Here is a 13,764-nt window from a genome sequence, read left to right as displayed (position 1 = left end):
CATGCATCGGTATCGGTGCACATCGGGAGTCGCGTGCCGCGTCCCGCTGTGCACATCCAGACCGCTTACAGGCGGCTGGCGATCGCCTTGGCGAAGCCCATCGTGTTGCCAGTGCCGCCGAGGTCGCCGGTCAGCGAATCCTTGGCTTCCATGGTGGCCACGATGGCCTTGCGCAGGCGCTCGGCGTTTTCCGGCTGGCCGATATGGTCCAGCATCTGCGCGGCTGCCAGCAGCAGCGCGCACGGATTGGCCTTGCCCTGGCCGGCGATATCCGGCGCGGTGCCGTGCACGGCCTCGAAGATTGCCGCGTCCTTGCCGATGTTGGCACCCGGGGCCAGGCCCAGGCCGCCCACCAGGCCGGCGCACAGGTCGGAGATGATGTCGCCGAACAGGTTGGTGGTGACGATCACGTCGAACTGTTCCGGACGCATCACCAGCTGCATGCAGCAGTTGTCGACGATCATTTCCTGGAATTCGATGTCCGGGTACTGGGCGGCGACTTCACGGGCGACGTTCAGGAACAGGCCCGAGGTCGACTTGATGATGTTGGCCTTGTGCACCGCGGTGACCTTCTTGCGGCCGACACTGCGGGCCAGCTCGAAGGCATAGCGCACGATGCGCTCAGAGCCCTTGCGGGTGATGCGGGTGCCGGAGAAGGCGGTCTCGCCATCGGCCGACACTTCCTGGCCTTCAGCCAGGTAGGCGCCTTCGGTGTTCTCACGAACGGTGATCAGGTCGACGTTGTCGAAACGCGACTTGGTGTTCGGGAAGGTATGGGCCGGACGCACGTTGGCGTACAGGTCGAAGTGGCGGCGCAGGCTGACGTTGATCGAGGTGAAGCCACCACCGACCGGGGTGGTCAGCGGGCTCTTCAGCGCGACCTTGTTGCGCGCGATCGATTCCAGGGTCACCGCCGGCATCAGGTCGCCGTGCTTTTCCAGGGCCACCAGGCCGGCGTCGGCGTCTTCGTACTCCAGGCCAGTCTTGAGCTGGTCGAGCACGTACAGGGTGGCGTCCATGATTTCCGGGCCAATGCCGTCGCCGCGGATGACCGTAATTTTCTGCGTCATTGATCGATGTTCCGAACAGGGGGAAAAACGCCGTCCGGACGTGCCCGGAAACGCCGGCGCAAAGGAAGTTTCACCCGCAATTATGCCTGAGCCGGGGCCGAGGTCCCAAATAGACCATGGTCCCACTCCCCGGCTCAGGCAGAATTGCCCACGCGTTCCTCCTCTACCCCCGCCTTCGGCGCGCCCCTCCAACAAGAAGGGGCTCCTGGGTTGTTGGATCGCGGGAAAGGCCCCTCGCGGGTGCGGTAGTGCCGGCCGCTGGCCGGCAACCTCGGCCATGTCGGGTTAACGGGATGCCGGCCAGCGGCCGGCACTACCGGGAGGGCCACAGGGCCCGGTTCCCGGCCCCCGCCAGGCTCAGTGCTCGTGCGCTTCGGGGGCGGCAGCACCGCCTTCGAGCTGGTCGAGGAAGTCGACCGCTCGGCGCAAGTGCGGGATGACGATGGAACCGCCGACCACCAGGCCGACCGAGAAGGTCTCGAAGAACTCTTCGCGGGTCACCCCGGCATCCTTGCACTGGGCTACGTGGTAGCTGATGCAGTCGTCGCAGCGCAGCACCATCGAGGCCACCAGGCCCAGCAGCTCCTTGGTCTTCACATCCAGCGCGCCGGCCTGGTAGGTCTGCGTGTCCAGCGCGAAGAAGCGCCGCACCACCTGGTTCGGTTCGCCCAGGATGCGCTCGTTCATGCGCTTGCGGAAGTCGGTGAACTCGGCGATGCGGTCCTTGCTGCCGTCGTCGGCCGCGCTCATGCCTGGCCCTGCCCGGCCAGCAGCGGCTCGAGCTTGCCTTCACGGTGCAGGGCCATCATGTCGTCGTAGCCGCCCACGTGGACGTCGCCGACGAAGATCTGCGGCACGCTGGTACGGCGGGTCCTGGCCATCATCTTCTCGCGCTCGACCGGGTCCAGGTCGATGCGGACCTCGGTCCACTGCTGTCCCTTGCTCTTCAGGAAGTTCTTGGCGGCCACGCAGTACGGGCAGACGGCGGTGGAATAGATGGTGATGGCGGGGGCACCGCCGGCGGTCTGGGCTGTCACGGGAAACTCCACGATGGATCGACGGTCCATATATGGTACCGGTGCGCTGGAATTTCCACGCCACGGCCGCAACACTGTGGATTAACGAATGGTTGCCCCCTGCCCTGCCACGCTTGGTGCGCCCCGCCCGAGGACCTTCTGCTTGCGAGCCCTGCTGCTGACTACCGCCGTCACCCTGGCCCTGGCCATGCCGTTGGCCCAGGCCCAGGAGAAGCTGCCCGACATCGGCTCCTCGGCCGGCGAGCTGCTGACCCCGGCGCGCCAGGCCGAGTACGGCGCGATGATGCTGCGCGAGCTGCGCAACTACGGCTACCTGCTGGACGATCCGCTGGTCAACGACTGGCTGCAGACCATGGGCACCCGGCTCGGCTCCAACAGTGACCAGCCACGCCAGCCCTACACCTTCTTCGTCATGAAGGACCGGCAGATCAATGCCTTCGCCACCCTGGGCGGCTATATCGGCGTCAATGCCGGCCTGGTGCTGACGGCCGAGCGCGAGGACGAGGTGGCGGCGGTGCTGTCGCACGAAATCGCCCACGTCACCCAGCAGCACGTACTGCGCGGGGTCGAGCGCGCCCAGCGCGACCAGATCCCGATCCTGCTGGGGATGCTGGCGGCGGTGGTTGCCGCCCAGGCCAGCAACAGTTCGTCCTCGGGCAACGCGACCATGGCCGCGATCAGCTCGGGCATGGGCCTGATGCAGCAGCGCCAGATCAACTACACCCGCTCCAACGAGTCCGAGGCCGACCGCCTCGGCATCCGCACGCTGGCGCGCAGCGGCTACGACGTGGATGCGATGGCCGGCTTCTTCGAGAGGATGTCCGCAGCAATGCGCGGCAACGAGGGCGGCTACAGCGTCCCCGAGTTCCTGCGCACGCACCCGGTCAACATCACCCGCATCAGCGAAGCCAAGGCCCGCGCCGACCAGATGAAGAAGGACACGGTGCTGCTGACCACCAGTACCCCCAGCGGTGAGCGCACGGAACGGGTGGACCCGGCCGATCCAAGCCTGGCCGAACCGCTGCTGCGTGGAAACAACCCGTTGCTGCCCAGCAGCGTGCTGCGCATTCCGATGGGCCAGCTCAGCCGTGGCGCCAGCGGCGACTTCGATTGGGCACGCGAGCGCCTGCGCGTGCTCAGCGCGGATTCCACCGCTGAGCTGGAGCGCGAGTATGCGGACATGGCCAAACGCCAGAAGGACGGCCTCAACGATGCCCAGCGCTATGGCCAGGCCCTGGCCATGATGCGAGGCGGCCGCAGCGGCGCCACGCAGGCCCGGCAGACGCTGGCGGGCCTGCTGCAGACCCGCCAGGACAACCTGTGGCTGGCACTGGCGCTGGGTGAGGCCGAACTGCGCGCCGGGCAGACCGCCCAGGCCAACAGCCGCTTCGAGCAGCTGCTGCGCGAGCACCCCAACAGCCGCCCGGTGGCGCTGACCTATGCCGAAATCCTGAACGAACAGGGTAACCGCGAGGCCGGCCAGCGCGCTCAGGCCATGTTGCGGCCTCTGCTGTCGCAAAGTGGTAACGATCCGGTCTTCCAGCAGCGTTACGCCCGCGCCAGCGAACTGGCCGGTGACAGCGTGCGGGCCAGCGAGGCCTATGCCGAGGCAGCGTTCCTCAGCGGGCGGCCGGAACAGTCGCTGATGCAGCTGCAGGCGCTCAAGCGCAATCCGGCGCTGGACTATGTGGGGCGGGCCCGGGTGGACGCGCGCATCGAAGCGATCACCCCCACCGTGCTGGAACTGCGCCGGCAAGGCGTGCAGGACCCCGATCTGGACCGCCGCTGAGCCCTGCATGACCGGCCGATGGCACTGAGCGCGGGTTCCGGCCGGTTGGTCACAAACATGTCATCAAACCGTAGTCTACTGGCACCACTCCAGTAACCGAGCCCTACGGTGTCCTCGTGCAGAAACGCATCCTGATCGTCGACGACGAGCCCGCGATCCGTGAAATGGTCGCCTTCGCCCTGCGCAAGGGCGATTACGAACCGGTCCACGCCGGCGACGCCCGCGAGGCCCAGACCGCGATCGCCGATCGCGTTCCGGACCTGATCCTGCTGGACTGGATGCTGCCCGGCACCAGCGGCCTGGACCTTGCCCGCCGCTGGCGCAAGGAGACCCTGACCCGCGAAGTGCCGATCATCATGCTGACTGCCCGTGGCGAAGAGAACGACCGCGTCGGTGGCCTCGAAGCCGGCGTTGACGACTACGTGGTCAAACCATTCTCGGCGCGCGAACTGCTGGCCCGCATCCGCGCGGTCATGCGCCGTGCCCGCGAGGACGACGAGGACGGCAGCGTCGCGGTCGGCCCGATCCGCATCGACGGCGCCGCCCACCGCGTGTTCGCCAACGACCAGCCGGTGCCGATCGGCCCGACCGAATACCGGCTGCTGCACTTCTTCATGACCCATCCGGAACGCGTCTACACCCGCGCCCAGCTGCTGGACCATGTATGGGGCGGCAGCGTGTACGTGGAAGAGCGCACCATCGACGTGCACATCCGCCGCCTGCGCAAGACGCTGGAACCGTTCAACGCCGAGAACATGGTGCAGACCGTGCGCGGCGCTGGTTATCGCTTCTCCACGTCCACCTGAGTCTCGTCGTGCCGGCGCCGCGCACCCGCGGGTGCTGGCGCCGGCAACTCTGCTATAACCCTCGGTTCACCCCAGTGAACCGCCGCACTTCAACGACGAGATCGCAATGCCCCGCCACATCCGCTCTGCCTGGTTGAAGACCCTGGCCACTGTCGCCGCGGTACTGCTGTTCTCCGGACTGGTGGGGTGGTTCACGGGCCACCTGTGGTTGTGCATCGCACTGGGCGCGCTGGCGACCCTCACCTGGCACTACTGGCGCCTGCGAACCGTGCTGCGCCGGCTGACCGCGCGCCAGCGCTGGGACACCGCCGAGGAAGGCACCGGCGTCTGGAACGAGCTGGATCGCCTGCTGTACCGCAACCAGGTGGAGATGCGCGTGCGCAAGCGCCGCCTGCTGGACATGCTGCGCAGCTACCGCGCCGCGGCCGCCGCGCTTCCCGATGCGGTGGTGGTGCTGGATCGCAACAGCCAGCGTGTGCAGTGGTTCAACGAGGCCGCCACCGCCCTGCTCGGTCTGCACCATCCCGGCGACCTGGGTGAGGCGCTGGTTGAGCGCCTGCAGCCGATGCCGCTGGCGCACTGGCTGGCCGGCGGCCGCAATGCCGAGCCGATCCTGGATGTTCCCTCGCCGGTCGATCCGGCAATCCGCCTCAACCTGCGCCTGATTCCCTATTCGTCGGATTACTGGCTGCTGATCGCCCGCGACGTCAGCAAGCTGCTGCGCCTGGAACAGGTGCGCCGCGATTTCGTGGCCAACGTTTCACATGAGCTGCGCACGCCGCTCACCGTGGTCCACGGCTACCTGGACATGATGGACCCGGAAGATTTCCCGGGAACCGGACCGATGCTGGAAGAAATGCGCAAGCAGAGCCAGCGCATGGCCCAGCTGGTGGAAGACCTGTTGACCCTGTCGAGGCTGGAATCGCAGGAGCACAGCGAGGAGGAGACCGTGGCGATGCAGCCGATGCTGGCGACGCTGCGCCGCGAGGCCGAAGCGCACAGCCAGGGCCGCCACCAGATCAGCATCGACGACCTGGCCGGCGTCGACCTGCAGGGCTCGACCAAGGAACTGCACAGCGCGTTCTCCAACCTGGTCACCAATGCCGTGCGCTACACCCCGGCCGAGGGCCGCATCGCGGTCGAGTTCCGTCGCGAAGGCGATGGCGCGGTGCTGGCGGTACGCGACTCCGGCTATGGCATCCCGGCCAGCCACCTGCCGCGCCTGACCGAACGCTTCTACCGTGTCTCCAGCAGCCGTTCGCGCGAAAGCGGCGGTACCGGCCTGGGCCTGTCCATCGTCAAGCACATCCTCGGCCTGCATCACGCACGGCTGGAGATTGAAAGCGAAGTCGGCAAGGGCTCGGTGTTCTCCTGCCATTTCGATGCCGACCACGTGCGCCCGCGCGAGTCCGCCCCCCTGACCTCCATCGAAGAATGACGCCATGAGCAGCCTCGGATCCCTCCCCCTCCCCGTGAGCCCGGACAACGATCCGTTGCGCGACCCGGCGCTGTACATCAACCGCGAACTGTCTCAGCTGGATTTCAACTTCCGCGTGCTGGCCCAGGCGATGGACCCGCAGGTGCCGCTGCTGGAGCGCCTGCGCTTCATGTGCATCTCCTGCACCAACCTCGACGAGTTCTTCGAGATCCGCGCCGCCGCGGTGCGCCATGCGCAGGAATTCGGCCTGCCACCGGCGCCGGATGGAATGAGCCCGCAGGCCATCCTCAACGCCATCCACGACCGCGCCGCGGAACTGGTGGACCAGCAATACCGCTGCTGGAACCAGACACTGCGCCCGGCATTGATGGAGGCCGGCATCGGCGTGCTCGGCCGTCACTCTTGGACGCACCGCCAGAAGCGCTGGCTGCGCGCGTACTTCCGCAACGAGATCATGCCGGTGCTGTCACCGCTGGGCCTGGACCCGGTGCACCCGTTCCCGAAGATCCTCAACAAGTCGCTGAACATCGTGGTGGTGCTGAAGGGTACCGATGCGTTCGGCCGCACCGGCCACCTCGCCATCGTGCGCGCGCCGCGCTCGCTGCCGCGCATCATCCAGCTGCCGGAGAAGCTCGGCGGGCCGCAGAACTTCGTGTTCCTGTCCTCGGTGCTGTCCACCTTCGTCGACGAGCTGTTCCCTGGCCTGGAAGTCCAGGGCGCCTACCAGTTCCGCGTCACGCGCAACTCCGAGCTGGTGGTGGACGAGGAAGAAGTGGAGAACCTGGCGCTGGCCCTGCGCGATGAGCTGGTCGACCGTGGCTACCGCCCGGCGGTGCGGCTGGAGATCGCCCATGACATGCCGCGCGAGATCGTGCGCACCCTGCTGCAGAATTTCGGCCTGACCGAGAACGCGGTGTACCGCATTGACGGCCCGGTCAACCTCAACCGCATCATCCAGCTGTACGACCTGATCGCACAGCCCGACCTGAAGTACCCGCCGATGACCCCGCGCACGTTGCGCGACAGCGACGGCATCTTCGAGACCACGGCCCGCCAGGACCTGCTGCTGCACCACCCGTTCGATGCCTTCACCGCCGTGCTTGACCTGATCCGGCAGGCGGCGATCGACCCCAACGTGCTGGCGATCAAGCAGACCCTGTACCGCACCGGCAAGGATTCGCTGATCGTGGACGCACTGATCCAGGCCGCACGCAACGGCAAGGACGTGACCGTGGTGGTCGAGCTGCGCGCCCGTTTCGATGAAGAAGCCAACCTCGGTCTGGCCGATCGCCTGCAGGAAGCCGGCGTGCAGGTGGTGTATGGCGTGGTCGGCTACAAGACGCACGCCAAGATGCTGCTGATCGTGCGCCGCGAGGGCCGCAAGCTGCGCCGCTACGTGCACCTGGGCACCGGCAACTACCACAGCGGCACTGCCCGGGCGTACACCGACATCAGCCTGATCACCGCCGACGCGGACATCGGCAACGACGTGCACCTGCTGTTCCAGCAGCTGTCCGGGCTGGCCTCGAAGATGAAACTCAAGCGCCTGCTGCAGTCGCCCTTCACCCTGCACACCGGCATCCTCGGCCGCATCGAACGCGAAACGCGCATCGCGGCTGCCGGGCGCCCGGCGCGGATCATCGCCAAGATGAACGCACTGAACGAACCGCAGGTGGTGCGGGCGCTGTACGCCGCCTCGCAGGCCGGTGTGCAGATCGACCTGATCATCCGTGGAGCCTGCACCCTGCGTCCCGGCGTGCCGGGCGTGTCGGACAACATCCGCGTGCGCTCGATCGTCGGCCGCTTCCTGGAGCACAGCCGCGTGTACTGGTTCGGCAACGACGGTGCACCGGAGCTGTACTGCGCCAGCGCCGACTGGCTGGAACGCAACCTGCTGCGTCGCGTCGAGACCTGCTTCCCGATCCTCGACCCGGGACTGGCCAAGCGGGTGTACCGCGAGGTCCTGCAGAACTACCTCGATGACAATCTCAACGCCTGGGACCTGGACGCCGACGGTATCTACCACAAGCGCGCCCCGGCCCACGACGAAGCCCCGCATTCGGCGCAGATGGCATTGATGCAGGGGCTCTGACCCGGTAGGTGCCGACCTTGGTCGGCACGTTTGGATTCATCCACGCATGGCGTGGATCTACCGTGTCGACCAAGGTCGACACCCACCAACAGTCGCGCAGAACGCCGTCCCGGCAGATCGCAGAGAACTGTCGAAGGCGGGGTGGGTCCGGTTGCGGGGGCGTGAGCCGCATGGGCCCGAGGCATGCCTCGGGCGGGTTGGGCAGGACGCCCAACCCCGGTCTTGCCGTGTGCGCAGGACTGCGCACACGAGCAAGCGGCGATCGAGCTTACATCGACGTACTTGCAGCGCCCCCCGCAACCGGACCCACCCCGCCATCCCACGGATAGCCCGCCGTTGCCGTTGATTCGGCAGGTGCAGGGCGCAGCCCTGCCGCCCCCTCCTCTTCCAAAATGTGAAGGCCGCGCGGTGACGAGCACACCGCCCCTTCGGCTAACATTCGTCCATGCCGCATACCACCACGACTCCGCCCGCATTGCAGGATGGCGACCTGCTGGCCGCCATCGACCTTGGCTCCAATAGTTTCCACATGGTCATCGCGCGCTACACGCTCGGCCAGCTGCGGGTGATCGACCGCCTGCGCGAAACGGTGCGCATGGCCGATGGCCTGGATGGCAAGGGTGGACTTTCCGCCGCCGCGCGGCAGCGCGCGCTGGAGTGCCTGGCCCGTTTCGGCCAACGCATCCGCAATGTGCCGCCGCACCAGGTACGCGCGCTGGCCACCAATACCGTGCGCCAGCTGCGCTCGCCGCAATCGTTCCTGGTTCCGGCCGAGACCGCGCTCGGGCATGCGATCGAAGTGGTCAGCGGCCGAGAAGAGGCGCGCCTGATCTATCTTGGCGTGGCCCACGCGCAGCCACCCAAGCCCGGCCAGCGCCGGCTGGTGATCGACATCGGCGGCGGCTCCACCGAGTTCATCATCGGCATGGGCATGCAGACCCTGGAGCGCGAAAGCCTGCAGGCCGGCTGCATCGCCAGCACCCGTCGTTTCTTCCCGGGCGGCAAGCTCAGCAAGAAGCGCTGGAAAGATGCGCTGGCCGAGATCGGCCGCGAGTTCCAGCCCTTCGCCAGCAAGTACCGCGCCCTGGGCTGGCAGGAAGCATTGGGCTCATCGGGTACGCACAAGGCAATCAGCGAAATCTGCGCGACGATGAAGCTGAGCAAGGGCGCGATCACCGCCGAAGCCCTGCCGCAGCTGCGCGACGAACTGCTGAAAGCCAAGAAGATCGACGACATCGAGCTCCCGGGCCTGTCCAGCGATCGCCGCCCGATCATCGCCGGCGGCATCCTGGTGCTGGAGGCTGCCTTCCAGGCGCTGGGCCTGCAGAAGCTGCTGGTCAGCAAGGCGGCGATGCGCGAAGGCATCCTCTACGACATCGTCGGCCGCGCCGGCGAGAACGACCTGCGCGACGAATCGGTCACCGCGCTGACCCAGCGCTATGGCATCGACACGGTGCAGGCCGACCGTGTGCAGGACACCGCGCTGTCGCTGCTGGAGCAGGTACAGGAGCGCTGGAAGCTCGACGCCGACGATGCGCGCATGCTTGGCTGGGCCGCGCGCCTGCACGAGCTGGGGCTGATGATCGCCCACAGCGGTTACCACGTGCATGGCAGCTACGTGCTGGAGAACTCGGATATCGCCGGCTTCTCGCGGCAGGAACAGCAGATGCTGGCCGCGCTGGTGCGCAGCCACCGTCGCAGCGTGACCAAGACCGCCTTCGATGCCCTGCCCGAGCGACTGCTGCTGACCGCACGCCGGCTGGCCGCGCTGCTGCGCCTGGCGGTGCTGCTCAACCGTGCCCACGAAGACGACCCTATGCCGGTGCTGGAGCTGACCGCCGACGACAACCGGCTGTCGCTGATCGTGCCGCAGGCATTCATCGATGCGCGCCCGCTGCTGCGCGCCGACCTGATCGGCGAAACCGACGGCATCGCCGGCCTGGGCATCCAGTTCCGTCCGTTCGTGGCTTGATCGAGGGGGGTTGGCCTCGGGTCTATGTGGACCGTGCTCGGGGCCGAATCCGTCACACTTTGCGCAATCTGGCCTCTTTTTTTGTTGCGATGCAGCGACCTCGAACGACTGCGCGTCAGGCCCGCTTCGCGTAAGTCGATGCTTTTGTTCATTTTTTGTGAAAAGAAGCGGCGTATCGCGAAATAATTGGATACGAAGTCTTTACAGATCATTAACCAACGAGACTACTATCAGGTCACCGGCTCAGTCCTTGGACCCGCCGGCTTCTTCGACGCCCACTTTGGCGTCTTTTGCACGACCTGAGAGAGAGAGCTCGCCATGACTTCACGCACCACCGCACTGGGGCAGGCCATCCGCTATGCCCTGGCAACCACCGCAGCGCTGGCTTCGCTGCCTGCGTTCGCCCAGGACGGCAGCGGCGCCACTCCCACCAACCTCGACCGCATCGAGATCACCGGTTCGCGCATCCGCCAGGTGGACGTGGAAACCGCCCAGCCGGTGTTCGCGATCACCCGTTCGGCCATCGAGCAGCAGGGCTTCAGCTCGGTCGCCGACATCCTGCAGAACGTCACTGCGATGGGCAGCCCGGCGATCAGCCGCGCCAACGCGCTGACCGCCGGTGAGAATGCGGGTGGTTCGTACATCGACATGCGCAACCTGGGCACCCAGCGCACGCTGGTGCTGATCAACGGCAAGCGCCTGGGCATCAGCACCTCGGGCTACCAGGACATCTCCACGATCCCGGTCTCGGCCGTGGAGCGCATCGAAGTACTGAAGGATGGCGCGTCGGCCATCTACGGTTCCGATGCCATGTCCGGCGTGGTCAACATCATCACCCGTTCCAATGTCACCGGTGTGACCGCCAACGTCTACCACGGCCAGTACAGCCAGGGCGACGGCGCGCGCGACCGCTTCGACGTGGTGGCCGGCTGGAGCAATGACCGCATCTCGCTGACCCTGGCCGCTGAACACTCCGAAGAAAAGTCGGTATGGGCCAAGGACCGCTGGTTCAGCGAGTACGGCATCACCGACCGCCATGCCGAGAACCTGACCAACTGGACCACCATCAGCCAGTGGGGCCAGTTCACCGGCCTGAAGGGCGGCCCGGGCTGCACCAACGCAAAGGACGGCTGCAACTACTCGCTCAACCGCGGCGCCGACCCGACCAACCCGGCCAACTACCACATCACCGATCCGTCTGCGTTCACCGGCGACGTCAGCAACGCCAACCAGCAGATGCACGTGAACTACCCGCTGAAGCGCGACTCGGTGTACTTCGACGGTCGCTTCAAGATCACCGACAACGTCAACTTCCGCGCCGAGCTGGGCTACAACAAGCGCGAGGCAACCCGCCAGATCGCCGGCTACCCGCTGCAGTCGAGCACTGCCGGCGTTGGCTCGATGTCGGTTGACAGCTACTTCAACCCGTTCGGCAACCAGCACGGCTACGCCAACCCGACCGCCGTGGCCTGGAACCGCCGCACCTGGGAAGTGCCGCGCGTGACCACCAGCGAGTTGAAGACCTACCGCGCGGTAGCTTCGTTCGACGGTTCGTTCGAGATTGGTGAGCGCTTCTTCGACTGGGAAGTGGGCTACCAGTACAATCGCAACGAGTTGGAATCGACCGCCACCGGCAACCTGCACAAGGGCCGCGTCGCCGCCGGCGTAGGCCCGTCGTACTACAACGCCGCCACCGGCAAGGTCGAATGTGGCCGCCCGGGCGCGCCGATCGCCAACTGCATGCCGTGGAACCCGCTGGTGCCGTACGGCAAGATCGATCCGAACGGCATCGATGGCAATGCGGCTCTGCAGCAGTGGCTGTTCCCGCCGGAGGTCACCACCGGCAAGACCACCAGCAAGAACTTCTTCGCCAACATCGCCGGTTCCATCGTGACCCTGCCGGCCGGCGACCTGGGCTTCGCGTTCGGTGTCGAAAGCCGCAAGGAATCGGGCCAGTACCGCCCGGATCCGCTGGCGCAGACCGGTGCCACCACCAACCTGGCCGCTGGCCCGACCGGTGGCGACTACAAGGTCAGTGAGGCGTACCTGGAAATCAACGTGCCGGTGCTGGCCGACCTGCCGGGTGCGAAGGAACTGACCTTCAACGGCGCGACCCGCTTCTCCGATTACGACACCTTCGGCAACACGCTCAACAGCAAGTTCGGCTTCAAGTGGAAGCCGTTTGATTCGCTGCTGGTCCGTGGCACCTGGGCCGAGGGCTTCCGCGCCCCGACCATCAACGACCTGTACGGCGGTGGTTCGGAAACCTTCGCCCAGTTCAGCGATCCCTGCGACGTCCAGTTCGGTTCGTCCAAGACCAGTGCCGAAGTGCGTGCCCGCTGTGCGCGTGACATCGCCAATGCCGACACTTTCCGCCAGCTGAAGCAGGGCAACCAGGCTGTCACCACCGCCACCGACGCCACCCCGGTGCCGTTCGTGTCCGGCTCGGATCCGAAGCTGACCCCGGAAACCTCGACCAGCAAGACGCTGGGCCTGGTCTGGAGCCCGAGCTTCATCAAGAACTTCAACGCCTCGCTGGACTGGTGGAAGATCCGTATCGACAACACGATCGTGTCCGATACCCCGACCCAGATCCTGATCGACTGCTATGAGCAGGGCGTTGCTGCCCGCTGCGCCCGCTTTACCCGTGACACCTCGACGGGTCCGACCGCCGGCATCGTCAACAAGCTGACCTTCGGTAGCCGCAACTCCGGCTTCATGGAGACCGAAGGTTACGACCTGGACCTGAACTACCGCCTGGATACCAGCGTCGGCAAGTTCAACGCCGGCTGGGCCACGACCTATGTCAGCAAGAGCATCTACCGCTCGACCAACGACACCACGGTGGTGCCGACTGTTTCCAACGGCATCGGCAGCAACTTCCGCGTCCGTTCGAACCTGGTGCTGGGCTGGGACCTGGGCAACTTCGGCGTGAGCTGGACCGCGCGCTACTACTCCGGCGTGAAGGAACAGTGCGTGGACATCCGTTCGTACCCGGGTGAATGCTCGGATCCGAACGTCTACGCCCCGTGGTACAAGGGTGCACGCAACTACAACGAGCGTGGCTCGGTCACCTTCCACGATGTGCAGTTCCGCTACTCGCTGCCGTGGGATGCAACCGTCTCGGTCGGTGCCAACAACGTGTTCGAGAAGTACGGCCCGGTCATGTACAGCAAGCCGAACTCGGCCTTCTCGTACTACGGCGGTTACGACATCGGTCGCTTCGTCTACATGAAGTACCAGCAGCGCTTCTGATCCATCGCGCGGCAATGCACCACGACCACGGCCCTTCGGGGCCGCGGTTTTTTTGTTTCTGCGCAGGTTGACGTGTTTGACAGGCTCGGCCTCCTTCGCTGCGTCTCCATCGCGGCAATCCCGGAATGGCGGTGACGCGTCATCGAACAGCGCAGCCACCTGATTCGCATCGACTTTGTGCAGATGCGTCAGCCTCGCCGATTGCAGATTCGTACCTTTCCCATACCTCTCTCATCGGGCCTTCACTAGCGTCGAGTCTCCACCGTCTGCGGTGGTATTTGCGCCGTCCGCTTTGGCAGCGCACC

9 protein-coding genes are annotated in these 13,764 nt (G+C 66.1%); 6 read left to right on the top strand and 3 right to left on the bottom strand.

Annotated features, from left to right (window positions below; all coding sequences use genetic code 11):
• Window positions 1–65 precede the first annotated feature (65 nt).
• The 3 genes from AC13GA_RS02580 to grxC all read right to left on the bottom strand — a co-directional run bounded on the left by AC13GA_RS02580 (window position 66) and on the right by grxC (window position 2,107).
• Window positions 66–1,070 carry an isocitrate dehydrogenase gene (locus tag AC13GA_RS02580; protein WP_136639746.1) on the bottom strand — a complete coding sequence of 335 codons (1,005 nt, stop codon included), beginning with the start codon at window positions 1,068–1,070 and terminating at the stop codon, window positions 66–68.
• Window positions 1,071–1,427: 357 nt separating this feature from the next.
• Window positions 1,428–1,820, bottom strand: a complete 393-nt coding sequence (locus AC13GA_RS02575; protein ID WP_046986956.1) for a carboxymuconolactone decarboxylase family protein — start codon at window positions 1,818–1,820, stop codon at window positions 1,428–1,430.
• Window positions 1,817–2,107, bottom strand: a complete 291-nt coding sequence (gene grxC / locus AC13GA_RS02570) for a glutaredoxin 3 (RefSeq protein ID WP_004146039.1) — start codon at window positions 2,105–2,107, stop codon at window positions 1,817–1,819. The genes AC13GA_RS02575 and grxC overlap by 4 nt, the downstream gene beginning before the upstream one ends.
• Window positions 2,108–2,249: 142 nt before the next feature.
• On the opposite strand from grxC, the gene AC13GA_RS02565 reads away from it, so the two are divergent.
• From AC13GA_RS02565 to AC13GA_RS02540, 6 genes are all read left to right on the top strand, one after another.
• Window positions 2,250–3,896, top strand: coding sequence for a M48 family metalloprotease (locus AC13GA_RS02565; protein WP_482997452.1), 1,647 nt, complete (start codon window positions 2,250–2,252; stop codon window positions 3,894–3,896).
• Between the two features lie 116 nt (window positions 3,897–4,012).
• Window positions 4,013–4,702, top strand: coding sequence for a phosphate regulon transcriptional regulator PhoB (phoB, locus tag AC13GA_RS02560; protein WP_004146035.1), 690 nt, complete (start codon window positions 4,013–4,015; stop codon window positions 4,700–4,702).
• Window positions 4,703–4,808: 106 nt separating this feature from the next.
• The gene (gene phoR, locus AC13GA_RS02555) at window positions 4,809–6,140 is read left to right on the top strand and encodes a phosphate regulon sensor histidine kinase PhoR (protein ID WP_046986954.1); all 1,332 of its coding nucleotides are present in this window, start codon (window positions 4,809–4,811) and stop codon (window positions 6,138–6,140) included.
• 4 nt (window positions 6,141–6,144) lie between these two features.
• Window positions 6,145–8,232 carry a polyphosphate kinase 1 gene (gene ppk1, locus AC13GA_RS02550; protein ID WP_447780887.1) on the top strand — a complete coding sequence of 696 codons (2,088 nt, stop codon included), beginning with the start codon at window positions 6,145–6,147 and terminating at the stop codon, window positions 8,230–8,232.
• A gap of 445 nt (window positions 8,233–8,677) precedes the next feature.
• Window positions 8,678–10,204, top strand: coding sequence for an exopolyphosphatase (ppx, locus tag AC13GA_RS02545; RefSeq protein ID WP_046982497.1), 1,527 nt, complete (start codon window positions 8,678–8,680; stop codon window positions 10,202–10,204).
• Between the two features lie 318 nt (window positions 10,205–10,522).
• Window positions 10,523–13,459 carry a TonB-dependent receptor domain-containing protein gene (locus tag AC13GA_RS02540; protein WP_136639880.1) on the top strand — a complete coding sequence of 979 codons (2,937 nt, stop codon included), beginning with the start codon at window positions 10,523–10,525 and terminating at the stop codon, window positions 13,457–13,459.
• Window positions 13,460–13,764: the final 305 nt, after the last annotated feature.

The sequence above is a fragment of the Stenotrophomonas sp. 22DLJC03 genome, assembly GCF_056861405.1.
The sequence above is the reverse complement of the archived record's forward strand: the minus strand, read 5'-3'. Positions and strand labels throughout refer to the sequence as shown.

Coding starts and splice junctions, on each gene's coding strand:
- AC13GA_RS02580 (WP_136639746.1), bottom strand. CDS start 1,070: ATGACGCAGAAAATTACGGTCATCCGCGGCGACGGCATTGGCCCGGAA.
- ppx (WP_046982497.1), top strand. CDS start 8,678: ATGCCGCATACCACCACGACTCCGCCCGCATTGCAGGATGGCGACCTG.
- ppk1 (WP_447780887.1), top strand. CDS start 6,145: ATGAGCAGCCTCGGATCCCTCCCCCTCCCCGTGAGCCCGGACAACGAT.
- AC13GA_RS02540 (WP_136639880.1), top strand. CDS start 10,523: ATGACTTCACGCACCACCGCACTGGGGCAGGCCATCCGCTATGCCCTG.
- AC13GA_RS02575 (WP_046986956.1), bottom strand. CDS start 1,820: ATGAGCGCGGCCGACGACGGCAGCAAGGACCGCATCGCCGAGTTCACC.
- phoR (WP_046986954.1), top strand. CDS start 4,809: ATGCCCCGCCACATCCGCTCTGCCTGGTTGAAGACCCTGGCCACTGTC.